Source organism: Streptomyces sp. BBFR25 (assembly GCF_044590125.1).
GTDB lineage: Bacteria > Actinomycetota > Actinomycetes > Streptomycetales > Streptomycetaceae > Streptomyces > Streptomyces canus_D.
In genome coordinates this window covers 7,103,751-7,122,992 of the sequence record NZ_CP172447.1, presented here as the reverse complement: position 1 = coordinate 7,122,992, position 19,242 = coordinate 7,103,751, and the positions used below count along the sequence as shown (strand labels likewise).

The following is a 19,242-nucleotide window of genomic DNA, read 5'->3' as shown; positions in this document are numbered from 1 at the left end:
CGGTCGCCGCGAAACTACCCCGCGCGGGATTGTTCGGCGTGCTGGAGCGGCCTGCTGAACAATCCGCCCGAACGCCGCCGCGAGGATGTGCGCGGTGCTCAGCCCACCCGCGCCGCGAACGCCTCGTAGGCCCGGGCGTCGAAGAGGACGAAGCGGACCTCGGTGACCGCTGTCCGCGTGGCCCGTACCGTCTCGACGGCGATGCGGGCCGCGTCGTCCAGGGGCCAGTGGTAGACGCCGGTGGAGATGGCGGGGAAGGCGACCGTGCGGGCGCCCAACTCGTCGGCGGTGCGCAGGGATTCGCGGTAGCAGGAGGCGAGGAGGCCGGAGCGGTCCTCGGTGGCGCTGTGCACGGGGCCGACCGTGTGGATCACCCAGCGCGCGTCCAGGTCGCCCGCGGTGGTGGCGACCGCACGGCCGGTGGGCAGGCCCTTGCCGAGGTGCCCCGCGCGCAGTGCGCGGCACTCCGCCAGGATCGCGGGGCCGCCGCGCCGGTGGATGGCGCCGTCGACGCCGCCTCCGCCGAGGAGGGAGGAGTTGGCGGCGTTGACGATCGCGTCGGCGCTCTCGCGGGTGATGTCGCCCTGGACGAGGGTGATGTCGGTCATGTCTGCCTCAGCCGCCGCCAGACGGCCTTCGCCGCGTTGTGGCCCGACATGCCGTGGACGCCGGGGCCGGGCGGGGTGGCCGAGGAGCAGATGAAGACGGCCGGGTGCGGGGTGGAGTACGGGAACAGGGACAGCTTGGGGCGCAGCAGGAGTTGCAGGCCGGAGACCGCGCCGGAGGCGATGTCGCCGCCGACGTAGTTGGCGTTGCGGACGGCGAGTTCGGGCGGGCCGGCGGTGGCGCGGGCGAGGACGCGGTCGCGGAAGCCGGGGGCGAAGCGCTCCAGTTGGCGCTCCATGGCGTCGGTGAGGTCGCCGGTCCAGCCGTTGGGGACGTGGCCGTACGCCCAGAAGACGTGCTTGCCCTCCGGGGCGCGGGTGGGGTCCACGACGCTGGGCTGCACGGTGATGAGGAACGGCCGCTCGGGGGCGCGGTCCGTGCCGGAGGCGGCGTCCAGGGCGGCGCCGATCTCCGCGCTGTCGGCGCCGATCTGCACGGTGCCCGCACTCCGCGGTGCCTCGGCCGTCCAGGGGACCGGGCCGTCCAGCGCGTAGTCGATCTTGAAGACGCCGGGGCCGTACCGGTAGTTCGCGTAGTGGTTGCCGAGTCCGGCGATGCGGGCCAGGGCCGTGGGCGAGGTGTCGAAGACGTACGCCCGCGCGGGCGGCAGGTCGTCCAGGCGCTTGACCTCGTAGTCGGTGTGCACCGTGCCGCCGAGGTCCTTCAGGTAGGCGGCAAGGGCGTCCGAGATGGACTGGGAGCCGCCGCGGGCCACGGGCCAGCCGCGGGCGTGTGCGGCCAGCGCGAAGACCAGGCCTATGGCGCCGGTCGCGAAGCCGCCGAGCGGGGCCATGACGTGCGCGACGAGCCCGGCGAAGAGGGTCTTGGCCTTCTCGTCGCCGAAGCGGCGCATCAGCCACGTCGACGGGGGCAGGCCGACCAGTCCGAAGCGGGCGAGGGTGACCGGGTCGCGGGGCAGCGCGGTCAGCGGCAGGGACATGAAGTCCCGGGCCAGGTTGTCCCACCTGGGCAGGAAGCGCTCGACCAGCCTGCGGTACGCACCGGCGTCGCGCGGCCCGAAGGACGCGGCCGTCTCGCCGACCGAGCGGGACAGCACGGCGGCCGAGCCGTCGGGGAAGGGGTGCGCCATGGGCAGCCCGGGGTGCAGCCACTCGAGGCCGTACCGCTGAAGGGGCAGGTCGCGGAAGGCCGGGGAATTGATGCCGAGCGGGTGCGCGGCCGAGCACGGGTCGTGCCGGAAGCCGGGCAGGGTCAGCTCCTCCGTGCGCGCGCCGCCGCCCACGGTGCCCTGCGCCTCGAACACGGCGACCGAGAAGCCGCGGCGGGCCAGCTCCACGGCTGCGGTCAGTCCGTTCGGCCCCGCACCCACTACGACCGCATCGAGCATCGACGGCACCTTCGGACCCCTTCGTCTGCCGATGGCCACTGGGGATCAGGATATGCCCGGGGTCCGACAGCGCGCGGTCGCGGGTGGGCGGGGCCGCGGGCCCGGTGCCCTACCGGCGTTCGGCGCACGGACGGCCCAGAGGTCAGGCGGCCGCCGCGGCGCGGAACGTGCTGGGGCTGATGCCCTTGTGGCGTTTGAAGGCGGCGCTGAAGCCGAAGGCGTCGGCATAGCCGACGGACCTGGCGACCTGGGCGATGCTGAGGTCGGTGTCGGTCAGCAGCGCCTCGGCGTCGGCCATCCGGCATTCGGTGAGGTAGGCGAGCGGCGGGCGGCCCATCAGCTCGGTGAAGCGCTTGGCGAACAGCGCCCGCGAGACGCCCGCTTGACCGGCGAGCGACGCCACCGTCCAGGACCGGTCGGGCCGGCCGTGGAAGGCCCGCAGCGCGGGGGCGAGCACCGGGTCGTCCAGACCGCGGTACCAGCTGGGCGCGTCGGCGCCCGCCCGGTCGAACCAGGTGCGCAGCGTGCACACCAGGGCCCAGTCGAGGAGCCGGTCCATGAGCGCCTGGGAACCGGCCGAGAGCCGGGCGGCGTCGGCGGCGGCCGTCTCCAGCCAGGCGCAGACCTCGGCGTCCTCGCTGACGACCAGAAGGGGCGGCAGGGCGCGCAGGAGCCGCTCGTGGCGGTGGCCCGAGGCGCGGTAGGCGCCCACGACCAGCGCGGTCGCCCCCTCGGGGTCGGCGCCCCAGCGGATGCCGCCGAGTTCCTCGGCGGTGCACTCGGCGTCCGTGAAGCACGCGATCTCGTACTCGGCGTGCGGGCGGTCGGGCGTGGTGGGCCGGTCCGCGAGCAGGAACGGCGCCGGGCCGCGCACGATGGCCGTGTCGCCCGCGCCGACCGCCCGCCGGGTGCCGTCGGGCAGCAGCAGGGTGCCGCCGCCGCGCAGCACGCTGACCATGGTGAGCGGCGCACCGTCGGTGAAGCGGACGGACCAGGGCGCCGTCAGGACGGCGTGGCTGACGACCGAGCCCTCGGCCCGGATGCCGCTCAGCAGTGACGTCAAGGGATCCATACCGCCACCGTAGACGATCTCACATGTTTCCCAGACTTTCTCCCATGGATCATCTACTCGGCCGCGGCTGTACTGGACGCGTCGCAACGGACCGAGACCAGCCGGGAGACCCCGTGACACAGCCCAGCAGCCAGGCCAGGACCGCCCTCGTGGTCGTCGCGCACCACCGCGCCGACTCCCTCACCGCCCACACCGCCCGCCGCAGCGCCGACCGGCTGGAGGCCGCCGGATACCGCGTCGACCTGCTCGACCTGCACGCCGAGGGCTTCGACCCGCGGATGAACACGGAGGACCAGCCGGACTGGGGCGACCGGGAGAAGGCGTACTCACAGGAGGCGCGGGCCCATATGCGGCGCGTCCTGGACGCCGATGTGATCGTCGCCGTCTTCCCGGTGTACTGGCAGAGTGTGCCCGCCCTCCTCAAGGGCTGGATCGACCGCGTGTGGAACTACGGCTTCGCCTACGGCCGCAGCAAGCCGCGCCTCGCGGGCAAGCGGATGCTGTGGCTGGGCCTGGCCGGTGCCACCGCCGACGATCCGGTCACCGAGGGGATGCACGCCCTCCTGGAGGCCAACCTCAGCGAGGGCATCGCCTACTACTGCGGCTTCGCCCACTCGGCCGTCGGCCTGCTCACCGACGCCGAGGAGCGCCCGCAGCGCGTGGACGCGGCGGGCAATCTGCTGGTCGGCGACGCGGTCGCGGGGGCCGAGCGGGAGGCGCAGTACGCGGACTTCGACCGCCGTGCGCGGGAGTTCGTGGAGAAGTTCCTCGCCGAGGAGGGGGTGACGGCCTGACGGCGCCGGGGGCCGGCGCGGGCGGCAGCGCCGGGGATCAGGCCTCCCCCGCCAGCAGGGCCACCACCCGGCGGGCCGTGGCCGCGTCGCGGGCGGCGGTGAACGGTAGTTCGTTGCCCCCCGTGATGCGGAAGGGCTCGCCGGTGCGGGTCAGGTGGGTGCCGCCCGCCTCCTCGACCAGGAGGAGACCGGCCGCGTGGTCCCACGCCGCTTCCCAGGAGAAGGCGGTGGCGTCGGACTCGCCGCGGGCGACGGCCAGGTACTCCAGGCCGGCCGAGCCGCAGGGGCGGGGGGCCACGCCCGGGGTGCGCAGGGCGAGCAGGTCGCGCTTCTGCTCCTCGGTCGTGTAGTCCGGGTGGGACGTGGCCACCCGCAGCTCGCGGCCGGGCTCGGGCGGCCCCGCGTACAGCCGCTCGCCGTCCAGGAAGGCGCCCCGGCCCCGTACGGCCGTGGCGAGCCGGTCGTCGGCGGGGGCGTAGGTCCAGGAGGCGTGCACGGTCCCGCGGTGGGCGAGCGCGACCAGCGTGCAGAAGCCCTCCTCGCCGCGCACGAACTGCCGGGTGCCGTCGACCGGGTCGACGATCCACACCGGCGCCTCGCCGCGTATCGCCCCGTACGACGCCGGGTTCGCGTGCACCGCCTCCTCGCCGACCACCACCGAGCCCGGCAGCAGGCGGGCCAGGACCTCGGTGAGGTACAGCTCGGCCTTGCGGTCGGCGTCCGTCACCAGGTCGTGCGGGCCGGCCTTCTGGTCGACCTCGTGTGCCGCGAGCCGGCGCCAGCGCGGCATGATCTCCTGCGCGGCCGCCTTGCGGACGGCCTCCTCCACGTCGTCGGTGTGCCGGGCGAGAAACTCGTCGATGGTTTCGTTGTTCTCGATCATGACTCCATGAGAGCACGCGCCACTGACAATCCCCACCCGGGTGGTGTACTCCGGGTGGAATCGCGACGAACACCCGGCGTGGGCGTCAGCGGGGGCCGGTGGGCGTCAGCGGCCGACCGCGTACCCCTGCATGCCGCGCGGGTTCGCCGCCGCCGACAGCACGCCGGTCTCCGGGTCCCGCGCGACGGCGCACAGCCGGCCCTCCGACCACGCCTCGCCCACCGTCACGTCGTGCCCGCGCCGCCGCAGCTCCTCGACGACCTCCGCCGGCATCCGGGACTCCACGGTGACGGAGCCCGCCCGCATGCCGCGCGGGAAGAAGGAGCCGGGGAAGCTGTCGGTGTGCCAGTTCGGGGCGTCGACGGCGCCCTGGAGGTCGAGACCGCCGCGCACCCGTTCCCGCAGCGCGACCGCCAGGAAGAAGTGCGTCTGCCACTGGTCCTGCTGGTCGCCGCCGGGGGTGCCGAAGGCCAGGACCGGCACCCCGTCGCGCAGGGCGATGGACGGCGTGAGCGTGGTACGCGGGCGGCGGCCCGGCGTGAGCGAGTTGGGCAGGCCCTCCTCCAGCCAGGTCATCTGGAGCCGGGTACCGAGCGGGAAGCCCAGTTCGGGCACGACGGGGTTGGACTGGAGCCAGCCGCCGCTGGGCGTGGCCGAGATCATGTTGCCCCAGCGGTCCACGATGTCCAGGTGGCAGGTGTCGCCGCGGGTCCCTCCGTCGGCGGCGACGTCCGGCTCCCCCGGCACCGGGGACGTCGGACTCTTGGCGACCGTCGGCTCGCCGACCCCGAGGGCGTCGAGGCCCTCCCCCTCCACGGCCGCGACGAGGGCGTGCGCGCTGAGCCGCGGGGTGCGCCCGCCCGGGGCGCCGGGCCGCAGTTCGAAGGACGCCTTGCCGTCGACGAGTTGCCGCCGGACCGCGTTGTACTCGGGCGACAGCAGGTCGTCCAGCGGCACCCGGTCCGCGCCGTCCGCGTCGCCGTACCAGGCCTCCCGGTCGGCCATGGCCAGCTTGCAGCCCTCGACCAGCAGGTGGACGTAGTCGGCGCAGCCGTAGGCGGGCAGTTCGGGCGGGAGCAGCGCCAACTGCTGGAGCAGCACGGGGCCCTGGCTCCAGGGGCCGGCCTTGCACAGGGTCCAGCCGTTCCAGTCGTACGTCGCCGGGGCCTCGTAGTGGGCGGACCAGCCGGCGAGGTCGGCGGCGGTCAGGGTGCCGGTGTGGCGTGCGCCGCTGGTGTCCAGGGTGGGCCGCCCGGCCTGCCGGACGAGGGCCTCGGCGATGAACCCGGAGCGCCAGATCTCCCGCGCCGCGTCGATCTCCGCCTCCCGGCTCACCTCCTGGCTCACCTCCCGGCCCGCCTTCGGGTCCGCCGCGTCGGACGCCTCGGCCAGCAGCCGCTTCCAGGTGGCGGCGAGGGCCGGGTTGCGCAGCAGCTCGCCGGGGCGGGGCGGGCGGCCGTCCGGCAGGTAGACCTCGGCGGAGGAGGTCCACTCCGTCTCGAACAGCTCCCGGACGGTCTGCACGGTCTCCGTGACGCGCTCCACGGGCGCGTGCCCGTGCTCCGCGTAGCCGATGGCGTACTTCAGCACGTCGGCCAGTGACCTGGTGCCGTGGTCGCGCAGCAGGAGCAGCCAGGCGTCGAAGGCTCCGGGCACGGCCGCGGCGAGCGGTCCGGTGCCGGGCACCAGGTCGAGTCCGAGCCCCCGGTAGTGCGCGACCGTGGCCCCGGCCGGTGCCACGCCCTGCCCGCACAGCACCCGCACCTCGCCGCCCGCCGGCGCGAGCAGGATCGGAACCTCTCCGGCGGGTCCGTTGAGGTGCGGTTCGACGACGTGCAGCACGAAGGCTCCGGCCACGGCGGCGTCGTAGGCGTTGCCCCCGTCCTCCAGCACGGCCATGGCGGACTGCGAGGCCAGCCAGTGGGTGGAGGACACCATGCCGAAGGTGCCCTGGAGGGTGGGACGAGTCGTGAACATAGCGCCTCTCACCTCGCTGTTTACGTGTCGCGGCCCGACTGATGGGCACTCAGGACGCGTCCTGGGGAGAATCTGGGGAGTTTGCGCCGCGGCCTCCTCCCCCCGCTCCCCCAGAAGGCTATCGATCGCCCTGCGCCCCGTCTTCCCCGCCTCCGGCACGAAGTGGGCGTAGTAGTCGGGAGTGATGGTCGTCGACGTCCACGCCGACGATTGGGCGCGCAGGCGTGGTCCGGTTACTCGGAAGGGTCACCGGCGGAGGGGCAGCGGAATGCCGCCCGGGGCGGGCTCGTAGCAGCCGCGGATGGCGAATGACGGGAGCGGCGTGGTGTCACCTGGCGACCATCGGGTGACCGCTCCTCGGCCGGGCGATTTGTCAGGTCCCGGGGGATGGGAGACCGCGACGGCGAGCAATCAGCCGCCACACCCTCGCACCTCACCCGAACCGCGCCGGAAGGACATGTCAGGACCGCCACCCCACCCAAGGCTCCGACCGCATCAGGGGGCAAGGGCGTCGTCTCCAACCAGTCCGACAGCGGCAACTGGCTCGAAGCGTGCAGCGGGATGGGCGAGGACTGTTTGAACCTGAACGTGTGCGGGGGCCGGATCATACAGGCGCGGCACGCATAATATGGCGTCGCGCGGGTGGGTCAATATCTGTGGCCGGGGGTTCAGATTTCAAAGGAGCATGCGGATAGATTCTCTGCCGCAATAAGCAGCGTGGCGTTCTTCACCGCGCAGTGGCTGCTGTGGCGTGCTACTGTCGGTGTCAGTTGCAGTTGTGGTTCCCGAAACTTCAAGTGCTCCGGTCGGCTCTATGCCCCTGGAAGCGCTTTTGTATCTCCGGTCTTTTTCCGGACGGGGTGATCATCGCGGCGACACGGGGTTCGCACGGTGCGGATCCCGTATGCACTGCCCCAAAGGAGAAATGACATGGCTGCTGGTACCGTGAAGTGGTTCAACGCGGAAAAGGGCTTCGGCTTCATCGAGCAGGACGGTGGCGGCGCTGACGTGTTCGCCCACTACTCGAACATCGCCGCCCAAGGCTTCCGCGAGCTGCTTGAGGGCCAGAAGGTGAGCTTCGACATCGCGCAGGGCCAGAAGGGCCCGACGGCCGAGAACATCGTTCCCGCCTGACGCTGACTGTCACACACTTGTAGCTGGGGCCCGCATCCTTCGGGGTGCGGGCCCCAGCTGCATGCGTTTCCCGCAGTGATTCCACCTGTGGACTACAGCGCAGTGGATGCTCCGAATATCAGGCCCACAGCGCACCCAATCATTCCAGCGCCTGCGCCCGCACAATCATTCTGTTGGCCAGATGCGCTTTCAAGACCCACCGGTCCATTCTTGCGATTCTCCGTGCTGCTCATTGCCTCGGAATTCCTTGATATGTGCCGCATCAAGGAAGGTTCCGCATGAACCGCACACGCACGAACGACCGCTATTCCCGCGCCCGTAATGGCGGTGTCGACTCCGGAAAGGGTGGCAGCCGCTTCACCTCGTCGGCCGCGCGCCGGCCGGCCGGTCCGAACCGCTCAGGCGGTTACGGCCGTCGGCCCGCCGCCGTCCAAGGGGAGTTCGCTCCCCCTCGGACGATCACCCCCGCGCTGCCCGCCGTGGAGGGCTTCGCCGATCTCGACATGCCCGGTGAGCTGCTGGCCGCACTCGGCTCGGCCGGCGTCACCGTGCCGTTCCCGATCCAGGCCGCGACCCTGCCGAACTCCCTCGCCGGCCGCGATGTCCTGGGCCGCGGGCGTACCGGCTCCGGCAAGACGCTCGCCTTCGGCCTGGCTCTGCTGGCCCGTACCGCCGGGCAACGCGCCGAGGCACGGCAGCCGCTGGGGCTGATCCTCGTACCGACGCGGGAGCTGGCGCAGCAGGTCACCGACGCGCTCACCCCGTACGCCCGTTCCATGAAGTTGAGGCTGGCCACGGTGGTGGGCGGGATGTCGATCGGCAGGCAAGCATCGGCGCTGCGCGGTGGCGCCGAGGTCGTCGTCGCCACCCCGGGACGCCTCAAGGACCTCATCGACCGTGGCGACTGCCGACTGAACCAGGTTTCCATCACCGTCCTCGATGAGGCCGACCAGATGGCCGACATGGGCTTCATGCCGCAGGTCACCGCCCTGCTCGACCAGGTCCGCCCCGAAGGCCAGCGCATGCTGTTCTCCGCCACCCTCGACCGCAACGTCGACCTGCTCGTGCGCCGCTACCTGACCGATCCGGTCGTGCACTCCGTCGACCCCTCGGCCGGCGCCGTCACGACGATGGAGCACCACGTACTGCACGTCCACGGTGCCGACAAGCACGCGACCACCACCGAGATCGCCGCGCGCGACGGCCGTGTGATCATGTTCCTCGACACCAAGCACGCCGTGGACAGGCTGACCCAGGACCTGCTCAACAGCGGGGTACGGGCCGCCGCGCTGCACGGCGGCAAGTCGCAGCCGCAGCGCACCCGCACCCTGGCGCAGTTCAAGACCGGACACGTCACCGTGCTGGTGGCGACCAACGTCGCGGCGCGCGGTATCCACGTCGACAATCTCGACCTCGTCGTCAACGTCGACCCGCCGACCGACCACAAGGACTACCTCCACCGCGGCGGGCGCACGGCCCGCGCCGGCGAGTCCGGCAGCGTCGTCACGCTCGTCACCCCGAGCCAGCGACGCGGCATGGTCCGCCTCATGTCGGACGCCGGGATCCTGCCGCAGACCACCCAGGTCCGCTCGGGCGACGAGGCCCTCAGCCGGATCACCGGAGCCCAGGCACCGACCGGCATCCCGGTCGTCATCACCGCACCGGTGGCGGAGCGCCCCAAGAAGCGCGGTGCCACCTCCCGCGGCCGACGCCGCCCCGCCTCGGCGACCCGGCGTGCCCCCGCACCCCAGTCCACTGCCGGTGCGGCCGCCTAGAACCGTCCTGATCAGGAACCCCGCCCGTCTGCGCAGGAGGCACTCTTTGATGTTCGGACAGTTGCAGGATCGCTCCGTAACCGCTCGCCCATTGCACGGCACGGTGGCCGACGTCATGGACGCGGCAGGACCGCAGGTCTGGTACGACATGACCGTCGAGGTGGCGCTGTCCGTGATGGCCGCCGCCCGTGCGGAGCACCTGGTGGTGTGCGACGAGGATGCCCGGTGCGTAGGCCTGGTCACCCAGGCGCGGCTCACCGCCGTCCGGGACAGCTCCCGATACACCGACCGGCTCCGCCTGGGAGACATCACCGACGGCAGCGATCCCTTCGTCTCACCGTTGGCCACGAGGGAAGAAGCCGAGGACGCGGTGCCTTTGGGGCGGCTCGGGCTGGTGCCCGTGGTCGACAACCACGGTAACGCCCTGGGCGTCCTCACTCTCTCCCGCTGAACCGCCGGACGGCGGGTCGGTCCCGTCTCCTCTCCTGCCTGTGAGGCATCATGCGCTGTGTCATTGCCCGCTTCCCGTTCGACCTGACCAAGAGCGGCGTGCTGGAATCGATGAAGGGCATCAAACCCGAACCGGTCACCGGCGAGTCCGTGATCATCGGACGACGCCACTACCCCGCCAAGCAGGTCGGCCAGGTCATCACCCGCCAGGACCGCCGCGACTTCAGCGCCGGCGAGGTACTGAGGGCCATGGCCCTGCTCGGCTTCACCTGCCGCACCCTGCCCAAGGCCGCCCCCGCGCGCATCGACAGTCCGTTGCAGCAGGCTGCCGCGTTGCTCGGCGCCCCGCTGACCGTCTGACGGACGCGACAGGCGCGCGCTGACGCCAGAACAGAGGTGTGGGCCCGACCGGTGCGCCGGTCGGGCCCACACCGCATGCCGCACGCTCCGGTCGGTGTGCGAGTGGGGCGTCGGCACCGTGACGCAGGGACGATTCCTGCCGATGTTGGCGTGGTCGAGACGCCGCAGAACGGCCTCGCCCATCGGTCCCCAGATGGTAGACCGGCCCCCTTCGGCTAGCCTCTCCTGGACAGCCAGCAGGTGCGCCATACTGCGGAACGCGGCGCGGCGTCTCTCACCCCGAGTGGCCTCGGCCTCGTCGCAGAGACCGCTACCGCGCCTCCTCCCCCAGCCAATCGACGCGATGACGCCACGCACCGGTGCGGGCTCCGTACTGCTGGTTCCGGTTCATGGCCGACGGCTCAGCAAATGCGTGAGAGGACAGTTACGCGATACCCGCGTTCATGCAGGTCAGTCTTCCGGCATCTCGGCCCACACCCGGGCGGCCATTGCCTCGGCCTCGTCCTGCGGTGTCCCCGCCCGTACCAAGATGATCCCGCGAGACTGGTCCGGGAACGTGACCTCCCGCATTGCCGTACCCAACGGGCCCGTCGGATCGTCCGACATGGCGCCTCCCTTCGGCGGCTACCGCCCACGCTAAAGGGACGCTTCCCAGAAGACGAGGACCCTCGCCCAGACGGAGGACAGCCCTGGGTCGCAGAGAACAGGGCATCATCTGCCATCTGATGGACACCCAGCAGCACGATTCCGGCAAGGACGCCCCACGGGCCCCCTTCTGCTCCATGGAACTCACCATGGACAGCGCTTAACCCTGGTGTTGGCCGTAGAGCCCGGCCCGCCAAGTACTCCTTGCGGGCGGAACGGTACACGCGTCGGCACACCCCCGACGTCGAGGGCGGAAGTCTGTATCGATGTCTCCCGTGACACCTCCGCCCCCGGCGCTGGCATCAGCCCGTCCCGACCTCTCCCCCACCGATGTTTCCCACCTGCCGACGCGCCGCACTCCCGCGTGTCCGACATGGAGGTAATCAATTTCGAACCAGTGATGGGTGCCGGGGTGAGCCGGGCTGACGGGCCGCAGCCGAGGCACAAGCCCCGGTCAGACAGGATGACAGGATCAGACGTCGACGATCCAGAGACCGGGTCGCCCTGATGGACACGACGAGCGTCAAAGTCACAACCCTCCGCTCAGCCACATCCATAGCCTGCGACAGCGACAGGCAGTACCTCGAAGGTCTCGTATCAGGGCTCGCGCCCCGACCGCCGACACGGTGGTCCTGGTCGTCTCCGAACTGGTCACCAACGCCTTGCGCCACGGCACCTGCCCCATGGACCTGACCGCGCACCCGGACAGCATCGAGGTGGCTGTGCACGATCACGCCTGCGCGCCCCCGACCTGAACGAGGGCACCGGACGCTTCGGCTGGCCCATGGCCAACCGCCTCACCTGGAACGCTCCCTGTCGGCCGACCTGCTGCCCCCAGATCGCGTCGCTCACCCGAACCGTCCCGGCTGCAAGGACGTCCAGGTAGGCACCGAGCACGATGCCGGGATCCGCCGGGAGTTCGTGGAATGGCGAAGTACGCGTCAGCCGGCCCGAAGACCGACCGCCAGCGTCAGTTCAAGGACCCGGTGTGGCGATGCGAGGTCCGGAAACAGCTCCCGCAGCTGCGACATCCGGTACCGGACTGTCTGGGGGTGCACGAACAGCGCCGCTGCCACCTCGTCCCGCCTGCCCTGGTGCAGCAGCCACGCCCGCAGCGTTTCCTCCAGCCGCCGTGCGGTCGCGACAGGCAAGGTGCGCAACGGTGCGAGGGCTCGGGCACGCAGGTCTGCGAACGCGTCCACGTCGGCACTCAGCACCAGCTCGGGCAGGTGGTCCTCGGTGTCGCGGATATCAGAGGAGAGGGAGCGCGCGCGTGCGGCTCGTGCGTATGAGGCGGACGCACGAGTCCATGGCCGGGCCGGGCCGACCACGGCGGTGCGGTCGGTCAGCTGCCGCAAGAGATGTGGTCGGTCGGCATCGGGGACGAGCAGCACACCGGTGGCGTCCGGCAGATCGTCGAGGACGAGGGTGCTCGGGTCGAGCGCGCGGTAGGCAGGCCGGGCCTGGGCGGCGGGCAGCAGGACCGCCGTCAGCGTAATCGGAGGCTGCCATCCGGCCCGTTGAGCAGAGGCCAGCAGCACGTCCGGGCTCGCGCCGGCGAGGAGGTCGCGGGCCAGGTGTTCCAGGTGGCGCTCGTGGGCCCTGCCCCGGGCGGCCAGTTCGTCGGCGTGGCCCGCGGCGCTCGCGGCGGAGAGCTCGTCGATGTAGGCGAAGGTCAGCTCGGCGAACTTGGCGACCTCGGCGGCGGGCAGACCTGCGGACACGGCGCCCGCTGCCAGGCATCGCCAGGCCACGCGGGCGCCGACGCGGTAGGCGCTGAGCAGAGCGTCCATCGAACGGCCGTCGCGCACCTCGCCGCGGCCCAGCTCGTAGGCCGCGTCACCGCCGTCGCCGCCCGTGGCGTTCCCGCTCGCGAGGTCCAGGTAGTGCCCGAGGGCGGTGCGAACGGCTCGGCGGATGGTGCCGCCCATGCTGCCCGAAAGGGCGTTGGCGTAGGGAGGGACCTCATCGATGATCGCCTGGACGACCTCCTCGGCGGTGGCCTTCAGCGCGGCCCGAAGGGCGGTGACCGTCGCCTCATCCAGGGCCAGCTCGCTGGCCCACTGGGTTACACGACTCACGTTTTTATTCCCTGCGAACAATTCCACCCACCAGATTCACGTCCTACGGTCAGGACTTTACGCCCTGAGACGCAGCAAGCTGGAGTCATGACGAGTGCAGCCCTTCGCAGCAGGGCGTGGAAACTGCTGGAGATGGTCACGACGCCGCTGCTGCCGTCGGACTACCTCGACCTGGTCAGCCCACTGCGTGCGGGCGCTGACCTGCGGGGGCGCATCGAGGCCGTGCACCCCGAGACGGATGACGCCGCGACCGTCGTGATCAGGCCGGGACGGGGCTGGCGCGGCCACACAGCCGGTCAGTACGTGCGGATCGGGGTCGACGTCGACGGGGTGCGCCTTTGGCGTGCCTACTCCCTCACCTCACCGACGAACCGGCGGGACGGCCGCGTCACGATCACCGTGAAGGCGATCCCGGACGGCAAGGTCAGCAACCACCTGGTCCACAGGGCGAAACCGGGCACGCTGGTCCAGCTCGACCAGCCGACCGGTGACTTCGTGCTGCCGCAGACCAAGCCCGCCAAGGTGCTCTACCTGACGGCCGGCAGCGGCATCACTCCCGTGATGGGCATGCTGCGCGACACCGAGTTCGACGACGTCGTCATGGTCCACTGCGCGCCGCAGCCTCAGGACGTCATCTTCCGCGACGAGCTGCACGACCTGGCCGCGGACAAGAAGCTGCTGCTCACCGAGGTGCACACCGACACCGACGGCATACTCGACATCGCCCGTCTCGGTGAACTCGTACCCGACTGGGCCGAGCGCGAGACCTGGGCCTGCGGGCCCGCAGGTTTGCTCGACGCCGTCGAAGAGCACTGGACGGAGCACGGCGTACAAGAACGCCTGCACACCGAGCGCTTCCGCCCCAGCATCGTCGTCGCCGGTGACGGCGGCGAGGTCACGTTCAGCGCCACCGGCAAGACCGTCGACGCGGACGGCGTCACGCCGTTGCTGGACGTCGGCGAGGAGGCCGGCGTGCTCATGCCCTCCGGGTGCCGCATGGGCATCTGCTTCGGCTGCGTCACCCCGCTCAAGGCGGGCGCCGTCCGCGACCTGCGCACCGGCGAGCTCACCGAGGCCGAGCCGGGCGTCCTCATCCAGACCTGTGTGTCCGCCGCGGCGGGCCCCTGCGACATCGAACGGTAGGAGCACATTGACCGCCATCGACCCCACCGCCCATCTGACCGCGGAGCAGATCGAGGAACTCGGCCGTGAGCTGGACGCGATCCGCGACGAGGTGATCGCCGGCCGAGGCGAGAAGGACGCTGCCTACATCCGCAAGGTGATCTCGGCGCAGCGCAAGCTCGAGCTGGTCAGCAGGGGCGTCCTGCTGTTCTCGATCTTCCCGCCCGCGTGGCTGATCGGCACCGCCGGTCTGTCCGTGGCGAAGATCATGGACAACATGGAGATCGGCCACAACATCCTGCACGGCCAGTGGGACTGGATGCGCGACCCGAAGATCCACTCCACGACCTGGGAGTGGGACCACGTCTCGCCGGCCGACCAGTGGAAGCACTCGCACAACGAGCTGCACCACACGTACACCAACGTGATCGGCAAGGACAACGACCTCGGCTACGGCATCATGCGCGTCGACGAGGACCAGAAGTGGCACCCGTTCCACCTCGGCCAGCCGCTGTGGAACTTCATCAACGCCTGCTTCTTCGAGTACGGCATCGCGGCGTACGACCTGGAGCTCGGCAAGAACCTGAACAAGCGCCGCCGCAAGAACCCGGAGTTCCGCGCGCGGGCCAGGGCAGTGGGCCGCAAGATCCGCAAGCAGGTGCTCAAGGACTACGTGATCCACCCGCTGCTGTCGGGCCCGTCGTTCCTGCCCACGCTCGCCGCCACGTTCACCGCGAACCTGGTTCGCAACGTCTGGTCCCACTCCGTGATCATGTGCGGGCACTTCCCCGAGGGCGTGCAGGTCTTCGAGCGCCGGTCGATCAAGGGCGAGACGCGCGGCCAGTGGTACCTGCGCCAGATGATGGGCTCGGCGAACATCAGCGGCAGCAGGGCCATGCACTTCATGACGGGCAACCTGTCGCACCAGATCGAGCACCACTTGTTCCCGGACCTGCCTAGCAACCGGTACGCCGAGGTCGCGGTGAAGGTGCGCGCGCTGTTCGAGAAGTACGAGCTGGAATACGTCACCGGGCCGCTGCCCAAGCAGGTGTTCTCCGCGTGGCGCAAGGTCTTCCGGCTCTCTCTGCCGAACAAGAAGCCCGAGGTCAAGACGCCGGACCGTGAGCAGGAGCTCGTCGCCGCCTGAATTTACCCGCGCCTGGCTCACGAACCCGAGGTCAGGCGCCCTTGTCCGCAGGGGAATCTGCGGGCAGGTCAGCTGCGGGATGCCCGGCGCAGCGCTCGTCACCGGGCCGCCCGGGCCAACCCGGTGGGCCGGTGACGAGGCTGGACATCCGGACCGACTCGTCGCCGGGTTTCACCTCGTGCACATCGGCGTCCGCCCCCGGACACCTGCCCGGGTGTTGCTCAGGCGTCGATGATGACGGGGATGATGAGGGGCTTGCGGCGATGGGTGCGGAACGCCCAGTTCGCCACGGCGCGGGCCACGAGCTGTTCGAGCTGGCGCGCGTCCCCGACGCCTTCCTCGGCAGCGGTGGCCAGCGTCTTCTCGATGACGGGGATGACCGGCTCGAAGGTGGCGTCGTCGTGGACGAAGCCCCGGGCCAGGAAGTCGGGCGCCTCGGCGAGGGCGCCGGTGTCCGCGTCGACGATCGCCACCACCGTGACCACACCTTCGGCGGCGAGGGTGAGACGGTCCTTGAGGGACGCCTCGGTGGCACCGCCGACCTCCATGCCGTCCACGTAGACGTTGCCTGCGGGAACCTTGCCACTGACGGACGCCCGCCCGTCGACCAGGTCGACGACGACGCCGTCCTCGGCGATGACCACCCGGTCGGGGTCCACACCGGTGCGGATGGCGAGGTCGCCGTTGGCCCGCAGGTGGCGCCATTCGCCATGCACGGGCATGACATTGCGGGGCTTGACGATGTTGTAGCAGTAGACGAGTTCGCCGGCGCTGGCATGCCCGGAGACGTGCACCTTGGCGTTGCCCTTGTGGACCACGTGGGCACCCCACCGGGTGAGTCCGTTGATCACCCGGTAGATGGCGTTCTCGTTGCCGGGGATGAGGGAGCTGGCGAGCAGGACGGTGTCGTCCTTGCCGATGCGGATCATGTGGTCCCGGTTGGCCATCCGTGACAGCGCGGCCATCGGTTCACCCTGGGAGCCGGTGCACACCAGAGCGATCTTGTGATCCGGGAGCTTCTCCAGCTCCTTCGTGCTCACGACCAGACCGGAGGGGACCTTCAGATAGCCCAGGTCCCGGGCGATGCCCATGTTGCGGACCATCGACCGGCCGACGAAGGCGACCTTGCGGCCGTGCTGGTGGGCGGCGTCCAGGACCTGCTGGATGCGGTGCACATGGCTGGCAAAGCTGGAGACGATGACCCGGCGCGGCGCGGTGCGCATCACCTGCTCGATCGCCGGGTTCAACTCCCGCTCGGAGGTGGTGAAGCCGGGTACTTCGGCGTTGGTGGAGTCGGTGAGGAACAGGTCCACGCCCTCCTCGCCGAGGCGGGCGAAGGCACGTAGATCGGTGATGCGGTCGTCGAGAGGGAATTGGTCCATCTTGAAGTCGCCGGTGTGCAGCGCCATCCCGGCCCGGGTCCGGATCGCGACCGCGAGGCTGTCCGGGATGGAGTGGTTGACCGCCACGAACTCGCAGTCGAAGGGCCCGAAGCCACGCCGGTCCCCCTCCCGCACCCGCACCGAGCGCGGCCGGATGCCGTGCTCCTTGAGCTTGGCCTCCAGGAACGCCAGCGTCAGCTTGGAGCCGACGACCGGGATGTCCCTCCGCTCGCGCAGCAGATACGGCACGCCGCCGATGTGGTCCTCATGACCGTGGGTGAGGACCACCGCCACGATGTCGTCCAGCCGGTCCCGGATCGAGGTGAAGTCCGGCAGGATCACGTCTACGCCGGGCTGGGTCTCCTCGGGGAACAGAACCCCGCAGTCGACGATGAGCAGCTTGCCGGCGTGCTCGAACACGGTCATGTTTCGGCCGATCTCACCCAGGCCGCCCAGGGCGACAACCCGCAGCCCTCCTTCGGGAAGGGGAGGGGCGGCTTTCAGTTCGGGGTGTGGATGACTCATACCCTGACGGTACCCGGAGAGCGGGACAGGATGATCCCTTACCTCCTCCCGACAGGGTCGGGGCGCGATGGTGTGGTCTCGGGTGGGCACGAGCGTCCCGTCCACGATCGGTATGGTGCCCTTGTCGAAAGACCTGTGCGGCCGGAGCGCGATCATCGGCCCGAGATGGTCGATGATCCGGGTCAGAGACCCGACCCCGGGACCTATATATGCCGAAGGTGCCCTGGAGGGTGGGGCGGGTCGTGAAGTGCATACCTGACCTCGGTGCTTCTGTACGTCGACGGACCCGTGCAGCAGCGCATCGGGTCGCGGGGAGAATCCGCACAGAACGAGCGCGGGACCGTCTCCGCACGCAGGGCAGACCCGCGCCACCGACCGGCACCATCCCCCCTCACCAGGCCGGATTCGTCACCCCGGGCATGCGGCGGAACCCCGTGACGCACGGGGCGTCTCCGAGGCTGCTGAAGGGCGGTGCGGGCGCCATCCGTTTCAGAAGTCGCCGCTCTTGATCCGGTCGAAGGACGCGAGGAACTCCGGTGGCCCGTAGGCCAGTTCGGTGAAGACGCCGAAGTCACCGACCGTGTCGGCGTAGGAGAACCGGGCATCTCCCGACCGGCCCGACATCGCTACGGAGTGACCGTGGGCCGCCATCCCGGCCACCGTCTCCTCGAACTGCTCGAGGCCGCTCAGCAGGATGCAGACGTGGTGCAGCCCGGGGCCTCTGCTGTCGAGCCAGTCCTTGAATATGCTCTCGCCGGAGTCGTGCCGGATCAGCTCGATCATCATGTCGCCTGAGTAACCGAACGCGCAGGAGAACTGGAAATCTGCCGACCGGCCCCGATATGTCTTCTCGGTCACCTCCGCGGCCAGGTTCTCCCACACGAAGAAGCGCTTTATCCCGAACATCGTGGAGAACTTCTCGACCGCTTCGTCGAGGTCCTCCACGACATATCCGAGCTGCTGGATCCGGCCTTCCGGAAAGGCAGGTATGAGGAAGGTCACCGCGTTCCCACCAGCTGTTCTGTGACGCTCTTCAGGCGCAGCGCGTCCTCGGCGTCAAAAGCCTTCTTCCCGAGGTCGACCGGCTTCTTCTTCCAGCGCGCGACGAAAGGCTCGGCGGGCGGATTGTCGAGGAGCTCCACCATGGGCTTGATCGCCTTGTCCACGGGGGTCGCCGCGACGGCGAAGGTGGCCTTGGTCATCAGCCTGAGGGGAAGCGGCAGGGAGGCGGGCATGCCGGTGGAGACCACCCCGGGGTTGTAGCCGATGTACGTCACCGGGCCGCTGCCGTGCGTCGCCGCGAAGCCGACGCCCAGCAGGTCGTTGGCGCGGAAGGACTGCAGCGTCGCCTTGTTGCCGCTGTAGCCGCGCTCGAGCTGGAGATTGTCCCAGTGGACCGCGCCGAGGCCGACGCCCGGCGTGCCCACGTTCATGATCACGGGCTGTTTCGTGCACTGGAGCGCGTCCAGCAGGCCGTAGCTGAGAACGAACCGGCTGAGATAGGCGAGCGCGAAGCTGTGCTCGAATCCTTCCGGTGTCACCGAGCGCTTTCCGAAGAGTTTGTAGCGCTGGGCGCAGAGGACGAGTTTGTCCACGGACGCATAGGTGTTCTCGATTTCCTCGATCAGCCGCCGGGTGGCCGCGACAGAGGTCAGATCGACGGAGAGGAAGTGCGCCCGGTCGGCGGCGGAGATCTTGCGTGCCTCCTCGATTAACGCTTCACCCTTGGCCCGTGTGCTGCCGATGGCCAGGACCCTCGCACCCGCCTTCAGGTAATGCAGGGAGATTCCCCTCCCCAGGCCATCCGTTCCGCCCGTGACGACAACCGTCTGCATGGATTTTCTTCCTTCCGTGACAGGAGCCCGAACCGCAAGTCATCTC

At 70.3% G+C, this 19,242-nt stretch carries 18 protein-coding genes and 1 pseudogene; 8 read left to right on the top strand and 11 right to left on the bottom strand.

Features of this window, described 5'->3' with window-relative positions; translation table 11 throughout:
- Nucleotides 1–98: 98 nt before the first annotated feature.
- The 3 genes from ACGH52_RS31985 to ACGH52_RS31975 all read right to left on the bottom strand — a co-directional run bounded on the left by ACGH52_RS31985 (nucleotide 99) and on the right by ACGH52_RS31975 (nucleotide 3,086).
- Nucleotides 99–608: an O-acetyl-ADP-ribose deacetylase gene (locus ACGH52_RS31985; RefSeq protein ID WP_076977167.1), complete on the bottom strand. Its 510-nt coding sequence runs from the start codon at nucleotides 606–608 to the stop codon at nucleotides 99–101.
- Nucleotides 605–2,014 carry a phytoene desaturase family protein gene (locus tag ACGH52_RS31980; RefSeq protein ID WP_399944387.1) on the bottom strand — a complete coding sequence of 470 codons (1,410 nt, stop codon included), beginning with the start codon at nucleotides 2,012–2,014 and terminating at the stop codon, nucleotides 605–607. Before ACGH52_RS31980 ends, ACGH52_RS31985 begins: the two co-directional genes overlap by 4 nt.
- 142 nt (nucleotides 2,015–2,156) lie before the next feature.
- Complete coding sequence (locus ACGH52_RS31975) at nucleotides 2,157–3,086, bottom strand: AraC family transcriptional regulator (protein ID WP_076977165.1); 930 nt, start codon at nucleotides 3,084–3,086, stop codon at nucleotides 2,157–2,159.
- Between the two features lie 113 nt (nucleotides 3,087–3,199).
- Between ACGH52_RS31975 and ACGH52_RS31970 the strand changes: the two genes are divergently transcribed.
- Nucleotides 3,200–3,880, top strand: coding sequence for an NAD(P)H oxidoreductase (locus ACGH52_RS31970; protein ID WP_076977164.1), 681 nt, complete (start codon nucleotides 3,200–3,202; stop codon nucleotides 3,878–3,880).
- Between the two features lie 37 nt (nucleotides 3,881–3,917).
- Here ACGH52_RS31970 and ACGH52_RS31965 read toward each other — a convergent pair whose 3' ends face one another.
- The gene (locus ACGH52_RS31965) at nucleotides 3,918–4,763 is read right to left on the bottom strand and encodes an inositol monophosphatase family protein (protein WP_121703410.1); all 846 of its coding nucleotides are present in this window, start codon (nucleotides 4,761–4,763) and stop codon (nucleotides 3,918–3,920) included.
- Between the two features lie 105 nt (nucleotides 4,764–4,868).
- Entirely contained in the window at nucleotides 4,869–6,740 is a 1,872-nt protein-coding gene (locus tag ACGH52_RS31960) for a gamma-glutamyltransferase family protein (RefSeq protein ID WP_399944382.1), read from the bottom strand.
- Between the two features lie 930 nt (nucleotides 6,741–7,670).
- Between ACGH52_RS31960 and ACGH52_RS31955 the strand changes: the two genes are divergently transcribed.
- The 4 genes from ACGH52_RS31955 (at nucleotide 7,671) to ACGH52_RS31940 (ending at nucleotide 10,459) form a co-directional block, all read left to right on the top strand.
- A complete protein-coding gene (locus ACGH52_RS31955) occupies nucleotides 7,671–7,874 on the top strand; it encodes a cold-shock protein (RefSeq protein WP_023586105.1) in 204 nt (67 codons plus the stop codon).
- A gap of 278 nt (nucleotides 7,875–8,152) precedes the next feature.
- Nucleotides 8,153–9,649: a DEAD/DEAH box helicase gene (locus ACGH52_RS31950; RefSeq protein ID WP_121703413.1), complete on the top strand. Its 1,497-nt coding sequence runs from the start codon at nucleotides 8,153–8,155 to the stop codon at nucleotides 9,647–9,649.
- A gap of 115 nt (nucleotides 9,650–9,764) precedes the next feature.
- Nucleotides 9,765–10,100 (top strand): CBS domain-containing protein, encoded by a 336-nt coding sequence (locus tag ACGH52_RS31945; protein WP_374103207.1) that lies wholly within the window; start codon nucleotides 9,765–9,767, stop codon nucleotides 10,098–10,100.
- A 50-nt stretch (nucleotides 10,101–10,150) separates the two neighbouring features.
- Complete coding sequence (locus tag ACGH52_RS31940) at nucleotides 10,151–10,459, top strand: SCO5918 family protein (RefSeq protein WP_059302660.1); 309 nt, start codon at nucleotides 10,151–10,153, stop codon at nucleotides 10,457–10,459.
- Nucleotides 10,460–10,909: 450 nt separating this feature from the next.
- Here ACGH52_RS31940 and ACGH52_RS31935 read toward each other — a convergent pair whose 3' ends face one another.
- Entirely contained in the window at nucleotides 10,910–11,065 is a 156-nt protein-coding gene (locus ACGH52_RS31935) for a hypothetical protein (RefSeq protein WP_365867069.1), read from the bottom strand.
- 665 nt (nucleotides 11,066–11,730) lie between these two features.
- On the opposite strand from ACGH52_RS31935, the gene ACGH52_RS31930 reads away from it, so the two are divergent.
- On the top strand, nucleotides 11,731–11,859 hold the full coding sequence (locus ACGH52_RS31930; protein ID WP_399944377.1) for a hypothetical protein: 129 nt from the start codon (nucleotides 11,731–11,733) through the stop codon (nucleotides 11,857–11,859).
- A 186-nt stretch (nucleotides 11,860–12,045) separates the two neighbouring features.
- Here ACGH52_RS31930 and ACGH52_RS31925 read toward each other — a convergent pair whose 3' ends face one another.
- Nucleotides 12,046–13,185 carry a helix-turn-helix domain-containing protein gene (locus tag ACGH52_RS31925; RefSeq protein WP_210976269.1) on the bottom strand — a complete coding sequence of 380 codons (1,140 nt, stop codon included), beginning with the start codon at nucleotides 13,183–13,185 and terminating at the stop codon, nucleotides 12,046–12,048.
- Nucleotides 13,186–13,272: 87 nt separating this feature from the next.
- Between ACGH52_RS31925 and ACGH52_RS31920 the strand changes: the two genes are divergently transcribed.
- Both ACGH52_RS31920 and ACGH52_RS31915 read left to right on the top strand, forming a co-directional pair.
- Nucleotides 13,273–14,328 (top strand): ferredoxin reductase, encoded by a 1,056-nt coding sequence (locus tag ACGH52_RS31920; RefSeq protein ID WP_121703416.1) that lies wholly within the window; start codon nucleotides 13,273–13,275, stop codon nucleotides 14,326–14,328.
- A gap of 7 nt (nucleotides 14,329–14,335) precedes the next feature.
- Nucleotides 14,336–15,454, top strand: coding sequence for an acyl-CoA desaturase (locus ACGH52_RS31915; RefSeq protein ID WP_076977156.1), 1,119 nt, complete (start codon nucleotides 14,336–14,338; stop codon nucleotides 15,452–15,454).
- 221 nt (nucleotides 15,455–15,675) lie between these two features.
- On the opposite strand, the gene ACGH52_RS31910 is transcribed toward ACGH52_RS31915, so the two are convergent.
- The 4 genes and pseudogenes from ACGH52_RS31910 to ACGH52_RS31895 all read right to left on the bottom strand — a co-directional run bounded on the left by ACGH52_RS31910 (nucleotide 15,676) and on the right by ACGH52_RS31895 (nucleotide 19,196).
- On the bottom strand, nucleotides 15,676–17,361 hold the full coding sequence (locus ACGH52_RS31910; protein ID WP_399946939.1) for a ribonuclease J: 1,686 nt from the start codon (nucleotides 17,359–17,361) through the stop codon (nucleotides 15,676–15,678).
- A gap of 63 nt (nucleotides 17,362–17,424) precedes the next feature.
- Nucleotides 17,425–17,541: pseudogene (locus ACGH52_RS31905) on the bottom strand (IS5/IS1182 family transposase); the annotation flags it as partial.
- A gap of 309 nt (nucleotides 17,542–17,850) precedes the next feature.
- Entirely contained in the window at nucleotides 17,851–18,363 is a 513-nt protein-coding gene (locus ACGH52_RS31900; RefSeq protein WP_121703417.1) for a VOC family protein, read from the bottom strand.
- Nucleotides 18,360–19,196, bottom strand: coding sequence for an SDR family NAD(P)-dependent oxidoreductase (locus ACGH52_RS31895; RefSeq protein ID WP_399944371.1), 837 nt, complete (start codon nucleotides 19,194–19,196; stop codon nucleotides 18,360–18,362). The genes ACGH52_RS31900 and ACGH52_RS31895 overlap by 4 nt, the downstream gene beginning before the upstream one ends.
- Nucleotides 19,197–19,242: the final 46 nt, after the last annotated feature.

Excerpts from the sequence above, each read along its gene's own strand:
- ACGH52_RS31895 (WP_399944371.1), bottom strand. The coding sequence starts at position 19,196 with ATGCAGACGGTTGTCGTCACGGGCGGAACGGATGGCCTGGGGAGGGGA.
- ACGH52_RS31985 (WP_076977167.1), bottom strand. The coding sequence starts at position 608 with ATGACCGACATCACCCTCGTCCAGGGCGACATCACCCGCGAGAGCGCC.
- ACGH52_RS31965 (WP_121703410.1), bottom strand. The coding sequence starts at position 4,763 with ATGATCGAGAACAACGAAACCATCGACGAGTTTCTCGCCCGGCACACC.
- ACGH52_RS31920 (WP_121703416.1), top strand. The coding sequence starts at position 13,273 with ATGACGAGTGCAGCCCTTCGCAGCAGGGCGTGGAAACTGCTGGAGATG.
- ACGH52_RS31960 (WP_399944382.1), bottom strand. The coding sequence starts at position 6,740 with ATGTTCACGACTCGTCCCACCCTCCAGGGCACCTTCGGCATGGTGTCC.
- ACGH52_RS31980 (WP_399944387.1), bottom strand. The coding sequence starts at position 2,014 with ATGCTCGATGCGGTCGTAGTGGGTGCGGGGCCGAACGGACTGACCGCA.
- ACGH52_RS31975 (WP_076977165.1), bottom strand. The coding sequence starts at position 3,086 with ATGGATCCCTTGACGTCACTGCTGAGCGGCATCCGGGCCGAGGGCTCG.
- ACGH52_RS31940 (WP_059302660.1), top strand. The coding sequence starts at position 10,151 with ATGCGCTGTGTCATTGCCCGCTTCCCGTTCGACCTGACCAAGAGCGGC.
- ACGH52_RS31955 (WP_023586105.1), top strand. The coding sequence starts at position 7,671 with ATGGCTGCTGGTACCGTGAAGTGGTTCAACGCGGAAAAGGGCTTCGGC.
- ACGH52_RS31945 (WP_374103207.1), top strand. The coding sequence starts at position 9,765 with ATGGACGCGGCAGGACCGCAGGTCTGGTACGACATGACCGTCGAGGTG.
- ACGH52_RS31950 (WP_121703413.1), top strand. The coding sequence starts at position 8,153 with ATGAACCGCACACGCACGAACGACCGCTATTCCCGCGCCCGTAATGGC.
- ACGH52_RS31910 (WP_399946939.1), bottom strand. The coding sequence starts at position 17,361 with ATGAGTCATCCACACCCCGAACTGAAAGCCGCCCCTCCCCTTCCCGAA.
- ACGH52_RS31935 (WP_365867069.1), bottom strand. The coding sequence starts at position 11,065 with ATGTCGGACGATCCGACGGGCCCGTTGGGTACGGCAATGCGGGAGGTC.